General features: G+C 68.4%; 14 protein-coding genes. 7 read left to right on the top strand and 7 right to left on the bottom strand.

Translation table 11 applies throughout. The features are described 5' to 3' along the window. Positions 1–47: 47 nt before the first annotated feature. Positions 48–548 carry a tetratricopeptide repeat protein gene (locus MLE43_RS11305; RefSeq protein WP_243304064.1) on the top strand — a complete coding sequence of 167 codons (501 nt, stop codon included), beginning with the start codon at positions 48–50 and terminating at the stop codon, positions 546–548. Here the strand turns inward: MLE43_RS11305 and uvrC are convergent. Together uvrC and MLE43_RS11295 are read right to left on the bottom strand one after the other, a co-directional pair. Then, positions 520–2,367 carry an excinuclease ABC subunit UvrC gene (gene uvrC, locus MLE43_RS11300; protein WP_243304063.1) on the bottom strand — a complete coding sequence of 616 codons (1,848 nt, stop codon included), beginning with the start codon at positions 2,365–2,367 and terminating at the stop codon, positions 520–522. The two genes, MLE43_RS11305 and uvrC, sit on opposite strands and share 29 nt — an antisense overlap. 78 nt (positions 2,368–2,445) lie before the next feature. Beyond that, positions 2,446–3,129 carry a hypothetical protein gene (locus MLE43_RS11295; RefSeq protein ID WP_243304062.1) on the bottom strand — a complete coding sequence of 228 codons (684 nt, stop codon included), beginning with the start codon at positions 3,127–3,129 and terminating at the stop codon, positions 2,446–2,448. A gap of 132 nt (positions 3,130–3,261) precedes the next feature. Here MLE43_RS11295 and MLE43_RS11290 point away from each other — a divergent pair, with 132 nt between their 5' ends. Further along, on the top strand, positions 3,262–3,897 hold the full coding sequence (locus MLE43_RS11290; RefSeq protein WP_243304061.1) for a DUF2846 domain-containing protein: 636 nt from the start codon (positions 3,262–3,264) through the stop codon (positions 3,895–3,897). A 41-nt stretch (positions 3,898–3,938) separates the two neighbouring features. After that, positions 3,939–4,562 (top strand): MBL fold metallo-hydrolase, encoded by a 624-nt coding sequence (locus tag MLE43_RS11285; RefSeq protein WP_243304060.1) that lies wholly within the window; start codon positions 3,939–3,941, stop codon positions 4,560–4,562. Position 4,563: 1 nt separating this feature from the next. Here MLE43_RS11285 and MLE43_RS11280 read toward each other — a convergent pair whose 3' ends face one another. Next, positions 4,564–5,166 (bottom strand): hypothetical protein, encoded by a 603-nt coding sequence (locus tag MLE43_RS11280; protein ID WP_243304059.1) that lies wholly within the window; start codon positions 5,164–5,166, stop codon positions 4,564–4,566. A 108-nt stretch (positions 5,167–5,274) separates the two neighbouring features. On the opposite strand from MLE43_RS11280, the gene MLE43_RS11275 reads away from it, so the two are divergent. Next, positions 5,275–6,045 (top strand): slipin family protein, encoded by a 771-nt coding sequence (locus tag MLE43_RS11275; protein WP_243304058.1) that lies wholly within the window; start codon positions 5,275–5,277, stop codon positions 6,043–6,045. On the opposite strand, the gene MLE43_RS11270 is transcribed toward MLE43_RS11275, so the two are convergent. Together MLE43_RS11270 and MLE43_RS11265 are read right to left on the bottom strand one after the other, a co-directional pair. Next, positions 6,038–7,984, bottom strand: a complete 1,947-nt coding sequence (locus MLE43_RS11270) for a transglutaminase TgpA family protein (RefSeq protein ID WP_243304057.1) — start codon at positions 7,982–7,984, stop codon at positions 6,038–6,040. The genes MLE43_RS11275 and MLE43_RS11270 overlap by 8 nt on opposite strands. Further along, entirely contained in the window at positions 7,981–9,102 is a 1,122-nt protein-coding gene (locus MLE43_RS11265; RefSeq protein ID WP_243304056.1) for an anhydro-N-acetylmuramic acid kinase, read from the bottom strand. Before MLE43_RS11265 ends, MLE43_RS11270 begins: the two co-directional genes overlap by 4 nt. Positions 9,103–9,171: 69 nt before the next feature. Here MLE43_RS11265 and MLE43_RS11260 point away from each other — a divergent pair, with 69 nt between their 5' ends. Beyond that, complete coding sequence (locus MLE43_RS11260; protein WP_243304055.1) at positions 9,172–9,762, top strand: hypothetical protein; 591 nt, start codon at positions 9,172–9,174, stop codon at positions 9,760–9,762. 206 nt (positions 9,763–9,968) lie between these two features. Next, complete coding sequence (locus MLE43_RS11255) at positions 9,969–12,794, top strand: TonB-dependent receptor (protein WP_243304054.1); 2,826 nt, start codon at positions 9,969–9,971, stop codon at positions 12,792–12,794. 46 nt (positions 12,795–12,840) lie between these two features. On the opposite strand, the gene gatC is transcribed toward MLE43_RS11255, so the two are convergent. Beyond that, complete coding sequence (gatC, locus tag MLE43_RS11250; RefSeq protein WP_243304051.1) at positions 12,841–13,125, bottom strand: Asp-tRNA(Asn)/Glu-tRNA(Gln) amidotransferase subunit GatC; 285 nt, start codon at positions 13,123–13,125, stop codon at positions 12,841–12,843. A 1-nt stretch (position 13,126) separates the two neighbouring features. Beyond that, positions 13,127–14,149 (bottom strand): tRNA (adenosine(37)-N6)-threonylcarbamoyltransferase complex transferase subunit TsaD, encoded by a 1,023-nt coding sequence (gene tsaD / locus MLE43_RS11245; RefSeq protein WP_243304049.1) that lies wholly within the window; start codon positions 14,147–14,149, stop codon positions 13,127–13,129. Between the two features lie 23 nt (positions 14,150–14,172). On the opposite strand from tsaD, the gene priA reads away from it, so the two are divergent. After that, positions 14,173–16,443 carry a replication restart helicase PriA gene (gene priA / locus MLE43_RS11240; RefSeq protein ID WP_243304047.1) on the top strand — a complete coding sequence of 757 codons (2,271 nt, stop codon included), beginning with the start codon at positions 14,173–14,175 and terminating at the stop codon, positions 16,441–16,443. Positions 16,444–16,453: the final 10 nt, after the last annotated feature.

Here is a 16,453-nt window from a genome sequence, read left to right as displayed (position 1 = left end):
TCTGGCCTTATCCTGGGTGGTGCGGTTCGAGATTCCAGGGGGGGCCCATGCCTAACCACGAGACCCGGCCAGGCCAGGAAGGCTCCCCGGACCAGACGCAGAAGCTGGTTCTCCCCCTCACCTCCGAGGCGCCCCAGCGGACCCAGAAGATCTCCCTCCCGGCGGGGACCGCCGGGCAGACCCAGCCGCCCCGTCCCGCACCCGGGACTTCCCGGGGCCGGGGCTGGAAGGTGTCCCTGGTCCTCGGGGCGGTCCTTGTGCTGGGCGGGGCGGTGTTCCTCCTGTCGTCGCGGGGCTCCGTGGCCCAGCCCGCCAGGGTCCGGGTGGCGGCACCCGAGGCGGAGGTTCCCGGCGCAGCCAGGGGTTATCTGGATCAGGCCAAGGCGGGCGATGCCAATGCCATGCGTATGCTGGGGGCCATGTACTACTACGGCCTGGATGTCCCACCGGATCGCGAGAAGGGTCTCTCCTGGTACCGCAAGGCGGCTCAAGCCGGAAGCGAGGTGGCCCGGGCCGAACTCAGTCGGCTGGAGGGGGCGGGGAAGTAGCCCCGGAGGGCTCCGGGACGCTCCGCCAGGCCAGCACCTTGGCGGCTCCGGCCTTGCCGATGGCTGCAATCAGGGGCTCCTCCTCGGCGGCGCGCACCTGGGTGGCGCTGCCGAAGGCCTGGAGCAGCTTCTTCGCCGTGGCGGGGCCGATCCCGGGAATCTGGGTCAACTCCGTCTGGAGGGTGCGCTTGGCCCGCAGGGCCCGGTGGTAGGTGATGGCGAAGCGATGGGCCTCATCGCGGATGCGCTGGAGCAGCTGCAGCACGGGTGAGGACTTGGGGATGCGCAGGGGCTCGCTGGAGCCTGGCCGGAAGACCAGTTCCTCCTTCTTGGCCAGGCTGCCCAGCTCCAGCTGATCGATGCCGAGGTCCTTCAGGGCCGCCTCCGCCGCGTGCAGTTGCCCCAGCCCGCCGTCGATCAGCACCAGGTCCGGGAATTCCTGCCCCTCGTCCCGCATGCGCTTGTAACGGCGCGTGACGGCTTCGTGCATGTTGGCGAAGTCGTCGTTCTGCTCGTTGGTCATCTTGAAGCGGCGGTAGCGGGCCTTGTCCGGCACGCCGTCGCTGAACACCACGCAGCTGGCCACGACCTCCCGGCCCTGGCCATGGCTGATGTCGAAGCACTCGAGGCGCCTGGGCAGGTGGCTCAGGCCGAGAAATGCCTGCAGGCCCTCCAGCACCGCCTCATTGAGCCGCGCCGGCTCGAACTTGCGCTCCAGGGCCAGCCGGGCATTCTCCTGGGCCATGGCGAGCAGGTCCACCTTCTCGCCCTTCCTGGGCACCTGGATCTGAGGACGGGAGCCGCGCATGCCGCCCAGCCAGTCCCGCAGCAGTTCCGCATCGTCCGGCTCGATCTCCGCCAGGATGCGGCCGGGCACGGGATCGGCGCTGTACACCCGCTGCAGGACTTCGGCCAGCACGGCGCCGTCGAAGGTCTCGACCTCATTCAGCACATACTCCTGGCGGCCCATCATGCGGCCGTCCCGCAGCATGAGGCGGTGGACGCAGGCGCGGCCATCCAGCACGGCGCTGCCGTACACGTCCATGTCCTCCAGGTTCGGGCCGGCGGCCTTCTGCCGCGTGAACCAGGCGTCCACCTGCTGGAGCGCGTCCCGGTGCTGGGCGGCCTGCTCGAAGGCCGCAGCCTCGGCGGCCTTCCACATGGCGGCCTCCAGGCGGGCCTTCAGCTCGTCGCGCTTGCCTTCCAGGAACAGCCGGGCCTCCTTGGCCTGCTCCCGGTAGGCTTCCTGGCTCACGGCGGCGATGCACGGCGCCGTGCATCGATGCAGCTGGTATTTCAGGCAGGCCCGGCCGCGCTTGCCGTCGATGTCGATGTCGCAGTCGCGGATCTGGAAGAACCGGTACACCAACTCCGCCGTGCGGTAGGCGGTGCTGGCGGGGAAGAAGGGGCCGTAGTAGAGGCCGCCGTCCTTCCGCACCTTCCGTGTGACGAAGACCTTGGGATAGGCCTCCTTCCAGGTGAGCTTCACGTAGGGGTAGCTCTTGTCGTCGCGGAGCAGGATGTTGAAGGGCGGCAGGTGCTCGTTGATGAGGTTGTTCTCCAGCACCAGGGCCTCGAGCTCCGTCTCGCAGACGATGAACTCCAGGTCCCAGATGCGGGCCACCAGGCGGCGGGTCTTGGCATCCTGGTGCTTGTTCTGGAAGTAGGACTTCACCCGGTTCCGCAGCACCTTCGCCTTGCCGATGTAGAGCAGGTTCCCCTTCTGGTCGCGGTAGAGGTAGCAGCCGGGCCGCTGCGGGAGGTCCGCCAGCTTGCGTCGCAGGCTTTCCGATCGGTCGATGTTGGTGCGGACGGGCATGGCCTTCCCATGAAACGACAGCTTTCAGTCCTCCACTCTACCGGTTCCCGGCCTTGGGGCCGCAGGCGCCGTCCCGCCTCAGTGGAGGGCCGTGTCGCTCAGGTATCTGGCGAACATCCGGCTCCACTTCTCCAGCTTGTCCTGCACCTCCGTGAAGGCCGACCCGCTGACGCAGCGGTGATGGACGGCCAGCAGCAGCTCGTTCGTCCGCGTGTCGACGATCTTGAGGTCCCAGGTGGCCGTGCCGCTGCCCGCCCCCATCCAGATGAACAGCTTGGCGTTCTGGGAGCCGGCGTTGACGTCCACGAACCGACCGATGAGGGTGAGGTCGCCTTCCGTGCTGGAGAGCTTGACCCGGGTCCCGAAGGTGGGCCCGAGGGTGTTGCGCAGCACGAGCGGGAACAGGTAGGTCAACTCGGCCGCCTTCTTGAGGTCCTTCTCGTCGCGCTGCTTCTGGAGCATGACCGCGGGTTCCCAGCTCCGCAGGCGGAGCTGCCGGCCGGTGAGGTTGAACCCGGGCTTCACCCACAGGAAATCGATCTCCTTCTCGCTCCTGAAATCCACCGGCACGCCGAACCAGGACTCCTGGAGGAGGCCGTCATCGAGGACTCTGAACGCCGGTGGTTTTGGGACCGCAGGCTCAGGCGCGACCGCAGCGGGAGGGGCGGGAGGCGCGGGCGGAGGCTGGGGCGCAGGCTCCTGGGCCGCTGCCGAGGCGAGGGCCTGGATGAGGATGAGTGCGAAACGCGGGGACGTCGTCATGGGAGAGCCTCCTGGCAAGAAATAAAAGACCCATTCATGGATTGTCTTTCTTTATTTTACGAGCCCGGGACAGATCTAGAATCAACCGTCTCTTCTTCCCTTTCCCGCTCTTTCCGCCCCAGGAGGCCGGCCATGCGCTCCACCCCCGTTCTGCTATCCGCCCTGTTGTCCCTCGCCCTGGGAGCTCAGACCCCGCCGTCGACTCCGCCGCCTCCCGAGGCGCCGAAGACCGAACCTCCGGCCAAACCCTCTCCGGAACCGGCTCCCGCCCCGATGCCCAAGCCCCAGGAAACCCCGACGCCGGCGGCGCCAGAGACCAAGCCCATGGAAGCGGCCAAACCGGCCGAGGCGCCTGCCCCCGCCGAGGCCGCCAAGCCTGTGGAGACGGTGAAGGCGCCTGAGAGCGCCGGCAAGGCCATCCTCCTTTTCTACCGGGAGAGCCGCTTCGTCGGCGGGGCCCTCCGGCCCTCCATCTACGTGGACGGGGTCGAGGTGGCCTACCTCAGCAGCGGCTCGTATCTGAAGGTGGCCGTGGCCCCGGGGGATCATGGGATCTACGCGGACAAGAAGGACGACCAGCTCATGTTCCCGGTCGAGGCGGGCAAGACCTACTACTTCCGCGTGGGAATCCGGGCCGGGCTCTTCAAGGGGCACGGGAAGGTCGAACCCGTGTCCGAGGAGGCGGGCGCCAAGGAGTTCGAGGCCTGGAAGCCCAAGCTCACCTACACCGAGAAGATCCTCAAGCCTGAGATGGTGGTGAAGGACTAGGAACGCCGGATCGCCGCCGGGGAAGGCCGTACACTCGGGGGATGCTGAACCTCGAGTCCTTCCCCGTGGGCCCCCTGGGCTGCAACTGCTCCCTGCTGTGGGAGCCGGCCACCGGCCTGGGGGTGGTGGTGGATCCGGGCGGCGACGGCGCGAAGATCCGGAAACGCGTGGAGGTTCTGGGCTTCAAGGTGACGGCCCTGCTCCACACCCATGCCCACTTCGATCACGTCGGGGCCACGAAAGAACTGCAGGACCTCTGGCAGTGTCCGGCCCACCTCCACGGGGACGACACCTTCCTCATCGAGGCGCTGCCGCAACAGACCGGAATGTTCGGGATGCCCACCATCCCGCAGCCCGACATGACGGATCTGCATGCCGGCGATCGCCACCTGGACCTTGCCACCCTCCACACCCCGGGCCATACGCCGGGCTCCTGCTGTTTCCACGGTGAATTCGATCAGGGCCGGATCCTGCTGGCGGGAGACACCCTCTTCCGCGGTGGCGTGGGCCGGACGGATCTCTGGGGCGGCAGCCGGGAGGCGCTGGAGCAGAGCATCCGCCGGGAGCTCTACGTGCTGGATGGCGCCACGCTGGTCATCCCCGGGCATGGCCCCGCCACCACCCTCGGGGTGGAGGCGGAGACGAACCCGTTCGTGCGGAAATAGGTCAGCGGCCGAACCGGAACACGGCGCTGATCGACAACCAGGTGAGGGAGTCCATGCCCAGGCCGTCGATCCCGGTCTTCTCCACCGAGACGCTGTTGAAGTGGCCTTCCAGGCTGAAGAGGCGGTTGAAGGTGTAGCCGCCGCCGATGCGCAGGCCCAGGCGTCCGGACTGATTCGACTCCAGGTCGGGATAGCCCGCGAGCTCGTAGGTAGCCTTGATCCGGTTGACGTTCAGGCCCACCAGGAAGTAGCCGCCATGGACCGGCGAGGTGGCGTTGAACACGTAGTCCGCCCCGGCCTGCGCCACGCTGAAGGTGTTCTGCTGGGTGTTGCCGAAGATCGTCTGCTCCTTGCTCGCGAAGCCGTTCGCGTTGAGCATCAGGCGGAGCTGGTGGTGCTGCGTGAAATTGAAGTCGAAGTGGCCGCCGAAGTGGAGACCCACGCCGCCATTGGCGCCCACGTACTCGCCGAGGGTTCCCTTCTTGTCCGCGAAGTCTCCGACGGGAAGGTTGAGGCCGGTCTGCAGGCCCCCGTTGAAGGTGGTCGTCTGGGCGGCGAGACCCGTGCCCAGGAGAAGGGGGAGGATAAGCGCTGGGACTCTCATGGCATCTCCGGGAAGAAAGCGACGAGAGAATAGCAGATATTGGGGTTGGTTTTCGCTGGAGCCCCGGGGTTCTGCTGGCATGATGGGGCATCCCTCCGGAGGCTCTCCATGCCTGACCTGCTCGCTTCATCGTTCGGCTGCTTCGGCCCGGTCGCGGCCATCCTGGTCATCTACCTCTTCGCCTGCCTCAAGGTCGTGAACGAGTACGAGCGGCTGGTGGTCTTCACCCTCGGGAAGGTGGAGGACAAGCCCAAGGGGCCCGGCCTCTGCTTCGTGTGGCGTCCCTTCCAGACCGCCATCACCGTCAGCCTCCGCACCACGGTGCTGGAGGTTCCGAGCCAGGACGTGATCACCCGCGACAACGTGAGCCTGAAGGTGAGCGCGGTCGTCTACTCCCGGGTGCTCGATCCCAAGCAGGCCATCATCGGCGTGGAGAACTACTACTACGCCACCAGCCAGATCGCCCAGACCACGCTGCGCTCCATCCTGGGCGAAGTGAGCCTGGACGAGTTGCTGGCCGACCGTGAAAAACTCAGCGCCCGCCTGCGGGAGATCATCGACCGCTCCACCGAGCCCTGGGGCGTGGAAGTGAACAGCGTCGAGCTGAAGAGCGTGGACCTGCCCGAGCAGATCCAGCGCGCCATGGGCAAGCAGGCCGAAGCCGAGCGCGAGAAGCGGGCGAAGATCATCGCCGCCGAAGGCGAGCTCATGGCCAGCCAGCAGCTGCTGGAGGCCGCCAACAAGATCAGCCAGAACCCCACGGCCATCCAGATGCGCTACCTGCAGACCCTCACGGAGATCGCCGTGGAGAAGAACAGCACCATCGTCTTCCCCCTGCCCATGGAATTCATGAAGGCCTTCGAGAAGTTCGTCAGATAGGGGCTTTCCAGCCCCGCCAGGCCACAGCCTCTGCCTTCGCCAAGGCGGAGGCTGTGCCGTTCCGGCCGCCGTAGGCCTCGGTCTCCACCGCGTCCGCGAGTCTCCGCAGGCTCTCGGCCCGCTCCGGCCGCAGGGCCCCAAGCCGCAGGAGCCAGGCCCGGGCCGTCTCGCCGGTCAGGGGAGTCGCGCCGCGGCGCGTCCGGTCCAGCAGGGGGCGCAGCGCGCGGATGCTTCCGGGGCCAGGCGGCACAGGCCGCCAGTGCCGCCGGGTGCGCCAGGCGACCCAGCCCGCGGCCACCAGGGCGAGACCCCAGGACAGGCCCGCCGGAGGCGCCTTCCAGCGCCACTCCCAGCCCTGGAGCCGAGCCTGCATCCAGGAGAGCCCGGCCATCTGATCCTGGTCCGAGAACCGCACCACATGCCGGTCCCACTGGTAGCGCAGGTTGTCCAGCCAGCGCACGAGAAGGCCGAGGCCCGAGGTGGCGCCCCGGGTATCCTGGCCCGCGGTCGCGGGCGTGGGGTCCGCCACGTGCCAGCGGCCCTGGTCCCAGTACTCCACCCAGCTGTGGGCCTGGTCCTGGCTCACGCGGAAGTAGCCGCCCTCGGGGATCCAGGGGCCCAGGCGGAAGCCGTTCACCACCCGGGCGGGCACCCCCCGGGCACGGAGCATCAGGGCCATGGCCGAGGCGAAGTACTCGCAGTGGCCGGCCTGGGTGCGGTCCAGGAAGTCTTCCAGGGGATTCGCCGCCCGTCCGGAAGGGTTGTCCAGGGTGTAGCGGAATCCGCGCAGGTCCTGCTCAAGCACCTTGGCCAGCTCCGGCGTGGACAGGATCCCCGGCGCGAAGCGGAGGCTCCAGCGGCGCGCCGCTTCGTGTTCGGACCCTAGCTCCGTCAGGTGCTCCAGCCGGCGGGGCGCTAGCCAGGGCTCGGAGACCTCCGGGCGGCCCAGGCTCCAGACCACGTCCAGCGGGATGGGGCGGCTCTGGGGAAATCGCCACCGGATGCTGCCTCCGCCGCCCAGGCGAAGGGAGAGGTCGGGCCTGAGGCGGACGGTCCCGTAGGGCAGGGTTAGGATGCCCTGGGCGCTGGGGGAGAACAGGAACTCCGCCTGCTGGGTCCTGCTGGCGCCGCGTTCCCCCCGGAGACCCGGTGGGGTCAGATCGGAGGTGCTCCAGTGCATCCCCTGGACTGTCTCCAGGGCCACCCCGCGCAGCAGGTCCGATCCCGCCAGCGAGGCCGTGTCCGTGCCCGGGGGCGGGACGATGCGCAGGACGACTTCCGGGTTGGGAGCGATGGGCCCCCCGCCGCCGAGGTCCATCTGGTCCCCGAAGCCGGCCCGGGCGGCCATGGCGGCGGTTCCCAGGAAGGCCCTCGGCCGGAGGCCGGCGTTGAGGCGCGGCAGGATCAGGAAGAAGCCCGCGCCCAGGACCAGCGCGGCCCCCATCCAGGCGGGCACGCGCGCGTAGGGCGGGCTGAACAGCACCCCCCGGCGGAGGCTGGCGGAGGTCTCCCAGGCCTGCTGGAGCAGGGCCGCCGCCGCCGAGCCGAGCCAGAGCAGGGACCAGAGCAGGAAGACCAGGTCAGTGGTGCTCGCAGCCGTGGCGAGGAAGAGCAGGAACCCCATCAGCACCAGCTGGCGGCGCTGGGGGAGTTCCCGGGGCAGGGCCAGCCGGACACCCGCCAGCAGGAAGAGGGTGTGGATGGCCACGGGAAACACGCCGCGCCCCCGGGCGAGATCCGCCAGGAAGAAGATGAGCGCGCCCACCTCCAGCCAGCGGTGGTGCCGACCGAGATCCCAGCGCAGGATCTCCACGGCTGCGGCCACCCCCAGGGGCAGGGCCATGACCACCAGCTCGCCCGGTTCGTAGATGTCCGTGGCGACGGTCGCTCCGAGGGCCACCCAGAGGGGCAGGTGGTCGATCCAGCGCGCCCACCTCACGGCCAGACCCAGCTCCCGAGGGCCACTGGACGCGTCGCGCCGGTCACCTCGGGGAGGTTGCCCGCCACGCCCAGGGCGCTGGCCGCCCCGAGCAGGGCCCAGCTCACGGCCTCCCGCGCTCCGGAGGGGAAGGTGGTGTCGTCCGCTAGCGGGAGTGCCAGGCGGGAGGCCAGTTCCGACCGCAGCCGTCCGTGCAGGGCGCCGCCGCCGCTCACCAGGCCGCGCGTGCCCAGGGCCAGGGGGGCGAGGCGGGCCGCCTCGTGGGCCACAGCCTCGGCGCTGAAGGCCGCCAGGGTGGCCAGGCGATCCGGCAGAGGCAGGGCCTCCAGGGCGGCGGCTTCCTCCTCCAGCCAGGCTCCGCCGAAGACCTCGCGGCCCGTCGATTTGGGCGGCGCCTGCTGGAAGTAGGGGTGCCGCATCCAGCGCGCCAGCAGGCCGTCGTGGACGCCACCTGAGGCCGCGGCTCCACCGGGATCGAAGGCCTGCCCCAGCCAGCGGCGGGCGGCCAGGTCCAGGAGCGACATGCCTGGACCCGTGTCCCAGGCGTGGAGGCGGGCCCCGTCCCAGTAGGCCAGGTTCGCGATGCCGCCGAGATTCAGGGCCAGCCAGGGCTCCGTGCCGCGCAGCCACCGCTCGGGCAGAGGCACCAGGGGGGCGCCCTGCCCGCCCAGGGCCAGGTCGCGACGCCGGAGATCCCACACCACCGGGCAGCCCAGGGCCTCCGCCAGCACATAGGGATCCGCCAGCTGGAGGCTGGCTCCCTCGGCGGGATGATGCTGGACGGTCTGTCCATGGAGGGAGGCCAGGTCGGGCTTCAGCCCAAGCGCCGTGCACAGGTCCGCCGCGGCGCGGGCGTGGTGGTCTCCCAATCGCCGTTGGAGGATGCAGAGGCCGGCCGGATCCAGGTGGTTCGAGGCGGCCGCGAGCACCTCCGCCTTGAGGGCTTCGGGATAGGGCGAGGCATGGTGCCCGAGGAGGCTCCGGAAGGGCCGGCCATCCGGAAAGGCGGCGGGATCCACCGCCACGGCCACGACATCCACACCATCGGCGCTGGTGCCGGACATGAGGCCCAGCACGCGCCAGGGGCGGTCCTCCGGGAGCGGGATGCGGGAACGCATGCTGCTGATCATGCCAGCAAGTACCGCCTTGGGGTTTCGGGGTACCCTTAAAGGTCTCGGGGGCCCGTCATGTTCTGGATCATCCTCATCGCCGGCATCGTGCTCTTCTTCGTCCTGCGCGGGAAGAAGGACCGCCCCGAACAGCTGGGCGCTTCGCGCCGCGCCCTGCCCACGGCGCCGCTGGAACCCCACACCTTCCCCTGTCCCTTCCCCAAGTGCCCGGCCTGCGGTGCCACGGGCGACAAGATGGCCCAGGAGTGGGATGGCCTGCGCGCCGTGAAGTGGACCTGCGGCTACTGCGGCGCCCTGGCGGGCGTGCAGACGCTCAAGGACGAGGAACTCCCGCCCTCGGCCCGGCGGCGGCTGGGTCTGGATGCCCCGATGCCGGGGGCGGCCCCCATGCAGCAGGGTGGCTATGGCCAGCCGGGCGGTGGCATGGGCGGACTGCTCACCGGCATGATGATCGGCAGCATGATGGGGGGTGGCGGCCATCACCACGATGGGCAGGACCACGGCGACGGGTGGGGCGGCGGTTCCTCTGAAGGTTCCTCCAGCGACTGGGGGGAAAACAGTTCCGGTTCCAGCGACTGGGGTGATTCCGGTGGCGGCGATTGGGGCGGCGGCGATTCCGGTGGCGGGGACTCCGGCGGGGACTGGTAGATCCCCGAAGGCCGCAAGGGAACGGCGTCCCGGCGCAACCTCAGCCAGGGTAGGGATTTGGCTTCATATGCATGAATGGCGATGCTTGTATCGCGAATAAATGCATTGGAGATTTTCCTTGATGTGGACATTTTAATCCGCATCATGAAGCCACTTTCTTTTCGATCCTGGCCATCCGATGGTGGCCATTCCTTTTTGGAGCGGCCATGTCCCGCCATCGCATGCGCTATCTGACCCTGCTGCTTGCCTCGGGAACGATCCTGTCGGCGCAGACGACCGGGGCGCTTCAAGGCCGTGTGCTGGATTCGAAGGGGAACGCGGTGGCCGGCGCCCGGGTGGCCGTGACCGGCGTCGGTGTCCAGGGCGAGCGCGCGGCCCTCACGGACGCCTCTGGCGCCTACCGGATCGGCCTGCTGCCTCCTGGCCTGGTCACGGTCACCGTCACGAAAGAGGGCCTCAATACTGCCAAGGCCCAGGTCCAGGTGGGGCTCGACAAGACCGCCACGGTAGAACTGAAGATGGCGTCCGTGGCCGCCGCCACAGTCGAAGTGCTGGGCACGAGCACCGTGGTGGACACGAAGGCCACCACCTCCGGTGGCAACTACACCGCGGAATCTCTCGCGAAGCTGAACGTGTCTCGCGATTTCGCCAACATCGCCCTGCTGGCGCCCGGTGTCACCACTGAGGGCAGCATGCCCAACGGCAACCAGGGCGTGAAGATCTACGGGGCTTCCGGTGCCGAGAACAACTATGTCGTCGACGGCATGAACTCCACGAACGTGGAGTTTGGAACCCAGGGGAAGAAGATCCCCATGGAGTTCATCCAGGAATTCCAGGTGAAGACCGGGGGCTACGAGGCCGAATACGGCAAGGCCCTGGGCGGCATCATCAACGTGATCACCAAGTCCGGCGGCAACGACTTCACGGGGGATGTGTTCGCCTACTCCGAAGGGGCTTTTCTCAAGACCGGGAACAAGCATCAGAATGAAGGCAACCTCTCGCAGCCCCTTCTCCTCGAGAACAAGACACTGGAATTGGGGTTCGATGTCGGCGGTCCCATCATCAAGGACAAGCTCTGGTACTTCGTGGCATTCGACCGCCGGACCAATAACCAGACCAATCTCATCCGGTCAGTGGATCCCACCGTCAATGGCCTGAAGGCGCCCACGGACTCGACCCGTGATCTGTTTGCCATGAAGCTGACGTGGCGTCCCACGGAGGGCCAGAGCTTCATCGCCTCGGTGGTGGGCGATCCCGAGAAGATCACCGGCGCCGTGGTCACTCCCAAGGGCACTGAGGGCACCTGGGATGGCGAAAGGAAGATCGGCGGCACGGACTATAGCCTCCGTTATGAGGTCTCGGGAGACAAGTGGTTCGGACAGCTGCAGTACAGCCAGCACGCCGAAACGAACTCGACCCTTCCCGGTGCCGGAGGCAGCAGCATCCAGCTGGTGGACAATACCCTGGGCGGAACCCAGAGCGGGGGCTTCGGCCGCTGGGATGACAAGAAGTTCACCCGCAGCAACATCACGGGCTCCATCACCGCGTTCCTGGATTTCTTCGGCTCCCACGAACTCAAGGCTGGTTTCGACCTTCAGAGCGACAAGGCTGACATCCATCGCAGTTACACGGGTGGGCAGCAGGTCACCCTTCTGAATAACGACGGCCTGGGCAATGCGAACTCGAAAATCTATTCCCACTATTGGTGGACCAACGCTGCCGGGACCCTTGGATTCCCCTACGACCCCGATCCCACCTCGGTCTTCAACGCCCCCAGCATCGTCTTCGCTTCCAAGCCCAAGCATGAGAGCACGTCCTACTTCCTCCAGGACAAATGGAGCCCGACCGCCCGATTGAACATCAACCTGGGTGTCCGTGTGGACAACACGGACGTGAAGGATCAGTTCGGCGTCACGGCATTCTCCCTCAAGAACGAGTACGCCCCCCGTCTCGGATTCATCTACGACTTCCTGGGCAAGGGTCAGGACAAGATCTACGGCAGCTTCTCCCGCTACTACGAGCAGGTTCCGCTCGACCTCGTGATCCGCTCCTTCAGTGTCGAGCGTAATCCGACGACCTACAACTACAGCGCTACGGGCTACGCTCCTAACGCGGCTGCTGAAGCCACCCTCAACACCCTGGCAGGAAACCCGACCCCCCCCATTCAGTCTTCCATCGTTGGTTCCTATGTCGAACCGGTGGACAAGAACCTGAAGGGGTCGTACTCGGATGAGATTCTCGTCGGCGCTGAGACGACCTTCGACAACCTCTACGTCTTCGGCGGCAAGTACATCCGCCGCTACCTGGGACGGGCCATCGAGGATGGCCTGGATGTGAACTCCCCCCTGGGCGACTACTTCATCATGAACCCGGGGCAGAGCTCTCCGGCAGGCGTCACCTATCCCCAGGCCATCCGGGACTACAAGGGCCTGGAACTCACGGCCCAGCGCCGGTTGTCGGATCACTACACCTGGCAGGTCAGCTACCTCTGGAGCGAACTGAAGGGCAACTATGAAGGCGCCTTCCAGGGGATCGGCGGGGCGGATGGAACAGGCCAGCTGGACCCCAACATCAATTCAGCCTTCGACCTTCCCGAGTTCATCGTGAACAGCTACGGTCTCCTGAGCGGTGACCGGAAGCATCAGTTCAAGGCCAATGGGGCTTACGAGTGGGATTTCGGCCTGAGCCTGGGAGCCAACCTGGTCTACCAAACCGGCACGCCCATCAGTCGGCTGGGCTACCACAGCGGCTACGGGCGGTATGAGCTGTTCCTGCTGCCCCGGGGCACGGAGGGGCGTACCCCCGACACCACCCGTCTGGATGTGAACCTGGCCTATGCCCTGAAGCTGGCCAACAAGCAGCGGCTCCGCTTCGTACTTGAGGTCACCAACCTTCTGGATTCCCAGACGACGACCGTGGTCGACCAGAGGTACGACTTCTCCCAGGGTGGGCCAGCCAACCCGAACTACAAGGGAGCCTTCTACTTCCAGGCGCCGCGTTCCATCCGGCTCGGCATCCGCTACAGCTTCTGATCCGCACCGACCAGGCAGCGGCCACGGTTCGTGGTCGCTGCCTGGTCTAGAGGACCTTCGGCACCACGAACAGGCCCCGGTCCTGGTCGGGTGCATTGGCCAGGGCCTGGGCCTGGGTGAACGCATCGCGCGGTTCGTCCTCCCGCCGGGGCAGGGGGCGCCCCAGACCGGCCGGCATGGGTTCCACACCGTCCAGGAGCAGCTCGTCCAGGCTGGCGGCATGGGTGAGCATCTGCGCCATGGCCAGGCGCATGGGTTCGACCTCGTCCTCGCACAGGCTCAGGTGGGCCAGGGTGGCGCAGCGCAGCACATCCTCGCGGGTCACGTCCATGTCAGGCTCCCAGCTTGAGGTCCGCGTCGGCGTTCTGGATCCAGGGGGCCGGGTCCGGGGGCAGCAGGGCGCCGGCCGCGGCGATCATGGCGCCATTGTCGGTGCAGAGGCGCGGTTCGGGGATGGCCAGCGCCAAGCCCTCCCGGGCCGCCAGGATCGCGGCATCGACGCGCAGCTGGGAGTTGCAGGCCACGCCTCCGCTGATCACCAGGCTGCGCGCGCCCTGCTCCCGGGCCAGCGCCGGAACGGGCTTCAGCAGCCACGAGGAGATGGCTTCCTGCAGGCTCCGGCACAGGCCCTGCACCTCGGGATCGGAAGCACCCGCCTCGGCCAGGCGGGGAGTCCGCTCCACCCGCAGCTTCACGGCCGTCTTCAGGCCGGAGAAGCTCCAGGAGGCCTTGCCATCGCGGAACTTGGGCGGTGTGAAGGGGTCCGCGGCGCGCCCCGCCGCCCGGGCGCAGGCATCCACTACTGGGCCGCCGGGGTAGCCCAGGTTCAGCATGCGGGCGGTCTTGTCAAAGGCTTCGCCGGCGGCGTCATCCCGGGTTTTCTGGAGCAGCTGAAGCGAGGTCCAGTCCTGTGCCAGGTACAAGTGCGTGTGGCCGCCGGACACCAGCAGCACCAGGGCGGGGAAGGGCAGGTCCGGCGCGGCGAAGCGTGCGGCGTTCAGGTGTCCCAGCAGGTGGTGGACGCCCACCCAGGGCAGCCCGGTTCGCCAGGCCACGGCCTTGCTGGCGCTGAAGGTGGCCAGCAGGCTGCCGACCAGCCCGGGACCGCGTGTGACGGCCAGGCGGTCGAGCCCCTGGAGGCGGATCCCGGCCTGCGCCAGGGCTTCGGCCATGACCGCGCGCACCTGCAGCAGGTGCTCGCGCGCCGCCAGCTCCGGCACCACCCCGCCGAAGGGGCCGTGGATGGCGTCCTGGCTCTCGCGCACCAGGGAGCGGAGCCTCGGGCCGGAGGGCGTCTCCTCCACGACAGCGGCGGAGCAGTCGTCGCAGGAGGATTCCAGACCGAGGACCAGCATCTGCCAAGTGTATCCTGGCCCCAATGGTCCTCGTTCCCACCCGCATCCAGCTGAACCGCCCCCTGCCTCCACTCACCTACCTGGCGCCGGAGGACCTTCCCGCAGGCGTGCGGGTGCAGGTCCGGGTCCGGAACAGCCTGGCGGTGGGCTTGGCTATGGGGCCCGATCCCGCGCCGCCCGCCGCGAAGCTGCGCCCCGTGGACGCGGTCATCGACCCCTTCCCCCTGTTGCCCTCGAAGCTGCGCGAGCTGCAGGCCTTCGCCGCCCGCTACTACGGCTGCCTGGAGGCCCACCTGCTGCCTCTGAGCCTGCCCCAGGCCCTGCTGCCCCACTGGGAGGCGGATGAGGATGGGCAGCGCCTGTCCTTTCACCGAGATCGGGACGCCTGGAAGGTGCTCGCCGACCTGGGTGAAGCCTGGCACCGCGATCCGTCCATCCTGCCGACGCTGCTGCACCGCCCCCTGCTGCGGGGTGCCGGGTTCACGGAAGTCCGCCTCACGGGGGCGCCCCATCCGCCCCGGGTGACCCCGTCCCAGGCCAAGGTGCTGCTGGCCCTGGAGGACGCGGGGGGCGCGCTGATGGAGACCGAGCTGCTGGAATCCGCCGGGGTCGGCCCTTCAGTGCTGGGCACCCTGGAAAAGCGGGGGCTCATCGAGCGGATGAAGCGGGTGGATCTGCTGGGCCAGCGGCGCGAGGCCGGGGTGGACCGCACGGTGGCGCTGAACGAGGAGCAGCGGGTTGCCCTGGAGTCCGTGGTCCTTGGGGCCTTCGGCGTCCACCTGCTCCAGGGTGTGACGGGCTCCGGCAAGACCGAGGTGTACTTGGCCCTGGCCGAGCGCGTGCTGGCCGCCGGCCGGCGGGTGCTCTGGCTGGTCCCGGAGATCGGTCTCACCTCCCGGCTTCTGGATCGCCTGGAGGCCCGCTTCCCCGGCCGCATCGCCGTGGGCCACGCGGGACTGAACGCCGGGGAGAAGCACGGCGACGTGGTGCGCCTGCTCTTCAACGGGGCCGACCTCTTCGTGGGGGTTCGGAACGCCGTGCTGGCCCCCCTGCGTGACATCGGCCTCATCGTCGTGGACGAGGAGCACGAGGGCTCGTACAAGTCCGAGGAGCATCCCCGCATCCATGCCCGGGACCTGGCCATCAAGCGGGCCCAGCTGGAAGGCTGCCCCATCCTCCTGGGCAGCGCCACGCCCAGCCTGGAGAGCTGGCAGGCCGCGCAGGTGGGCCGCTACCGGCTCCTGCAGCTGAAGCAGCGGCCCGCAGGCATCACGCTGCCCAGCGTGGAGGTTGTCGACCTTCGGGACGCCTACCGGCAGATGCGCCGGAAGGTTATCCTTGCGCCACCGCTGATGCAGGCCCTCACCGAGACCGTGGCCCGGGGCGAGCAGGCCCTCCTGCTGCTGAACCGGCGCGGCTACGAGAACTTCTGGATGTGCCGGGCCTGTGGCAAGACCCTGGGCTGCCCGCACTGTGCCATTTCCCTCACCTACCACCGAGGTGATTTCCGGTTGCGCTGCCACCTCTGCGACCATGAGACCGTGCCGCCGGAGGCCTGCCCCGACTGCGGCGCGGATCACCTGCGGGGCGTGGGCGAAGGCACGGAGCAGGTGGAAGAGCATCTGAACCAGCTCTTCCCCGCCGCCCGCATCCTGCGGCTGGATCGCGACACCACCCGGCGCCGGGGCTCCTTCGAGGCGGGCCTGCTGGCGGCCGAGGCCGGGGAAGTGGACATCCTGGTGGGCACCCAGATGCTGGCCAAGGGCCACACCTTTCCGAAGCTCACCCTCGTGGGGGTGCTCAACGCGGACCAGGGCCTGAAGGTGCCTGATTTCCGGGCCTCCGAGCGCACGTTCCAGCTGCTTACCCAGGTGGCGGGCCGCGCGGGCCGCGCCGAGCTGGCCGGCCGCGTGATCCTCCAGACCTACTCGCCGGAGCATCCCGCCATCACCTTCGCCCTGGCCCAGGACTTCGAAGGCTTCGCGGCCTCGGAACTGCCCTTTCGTGAGGGCCTGGGCTACCCGCCCTTCACGGCCCTCTCCCTCTACCGCGCCGAGGCCGACACCCTGCGGGAGGCCCAGGAGGCCCTGGATGGGTTCCGGCAGCGGCTCTCCGTTCCCGGCCTGCGCGTGCTCGGCCCCCTGGAGGCGCCCGTGCCCCGCGTGCGCGACCGCTGGCGCATGCACCTCCTGCTCAAGGGTACTCGCGGCGCCCTCGGCGAAGTCCTCGCCCGCCACCCTCTGCCGCCCGCCGGTCCCATCAGCCTCGACCGGGATCCCATCCAGTTCGGATGAAAAAGGGCCC

The organism is Geothrix oryzisoli, assembly GCF_022808865.1.
GTDB lineage: Bacteria > Acidobacteriota > Holophagae > Holophagales > Holophagaceae > Geothrix > Geothrix oryzisoli.
The sequence above is the reverse complement of the archived record's forward strand: the minus strand, read 5'-3'. Positions and strand labels throughout refer to the sequence as shown.

Excerpts from the sequence above, each read along its gene's own strand:
- priA (WP_243304047.1), top strand. The coding sequence starts at position 14,173 with ATGGTCCTCGTTCCCACCCGCATCCAGCTGAACCGCCCCCTGCCTCCA.
- MLE43_RS11305 (WP_243304064.1), top strand. The coding sequence starts at position 48 with ATGCCTAACCACGAGACCCGGCCAGGCCAGGAAGGCTCCCCGGACCAG.
- MLE43_RS11275 (WP_243304058.1), top strand. The coding sequence starts at position 5,275 with ATGCCTGACCTGCTCGCTTCATCGTTCGGCTGCTTCGGCCCGGTCGCG.
- MLE43_RS11285 (WP_243304060.1), top strand. The coding sequence starts at position 3,939 with ATGCTGAACCTCGAGTCCTTCCCCGTGGGCCCCCTGGGCTGCAACTGC.
- MLE43_RS11255 (WP_243304054.1), top strand. The coding sequence starts at position 9,969 with ATGTCCCGCCATCGCATGCGCTATCTGACCCTGCTGCTTGCCTCGGGA.
- uvrC (WP_243304063.1), bottom strand. The coding sequence starts at position 2,367 with ATGCCCGTCCGCACCAACATCGACCGATCGGAAAGCCTGCGACGCAAG.
- MLE43_RS11295 (WP_243304062.1), bottom strand. The coding sequence starts at position 3,129 with ATGACGACGTCCCCGCGTTTCGCACTCATCCTCATCCAGGCCCTCGCC.
- gatC (WP_243304051.1), bottom strand. The coding sequence starts at position 13,125 with ATGGACGTGACCCGCGAGGATGTGCTGCGCTGCGCCACCCTGGCCCAC.
- MLE43_RS11280 (WP_243304059.1), bottom strand. The coding sequence starts at position 5,166 with ATGAGAGTCCCAGCGCTTATCCTCCCCCTTCTCCTGGGCACGGGTCTC.
- MLE43_RS11265 (WP_243304056.1), bottom strand. The coding sequence starts at position 9,102 with ATGCGTTCCCGCATCCCGCTCCCGGAGGACCGCCCCTGGCGCGTGCTG.
- MLE43_RS11260 (WP_243304055.1), top strand. The coding sequence starts at position 9,172 with ATGTTCTGGATCATCCTCATCGCCGGCATCGTGCTCTTCTTCGTCCTG.
- MLE43_RS11290 (WP_243304061.1), top strand. The coding sequence starts at position 3,262 with ATGCGCTCCACCCCCGTTCTGCTATCCGCCCTGTTGTCCCTCGCCCTG.
- tsaD (WP_243304049.1), bottom strand. The coding sequence starts at position 14,149 with ATGCTGGTCCTCGGTCTGGAATCCTCCTGCGACGACTGCTCCGCCGCT.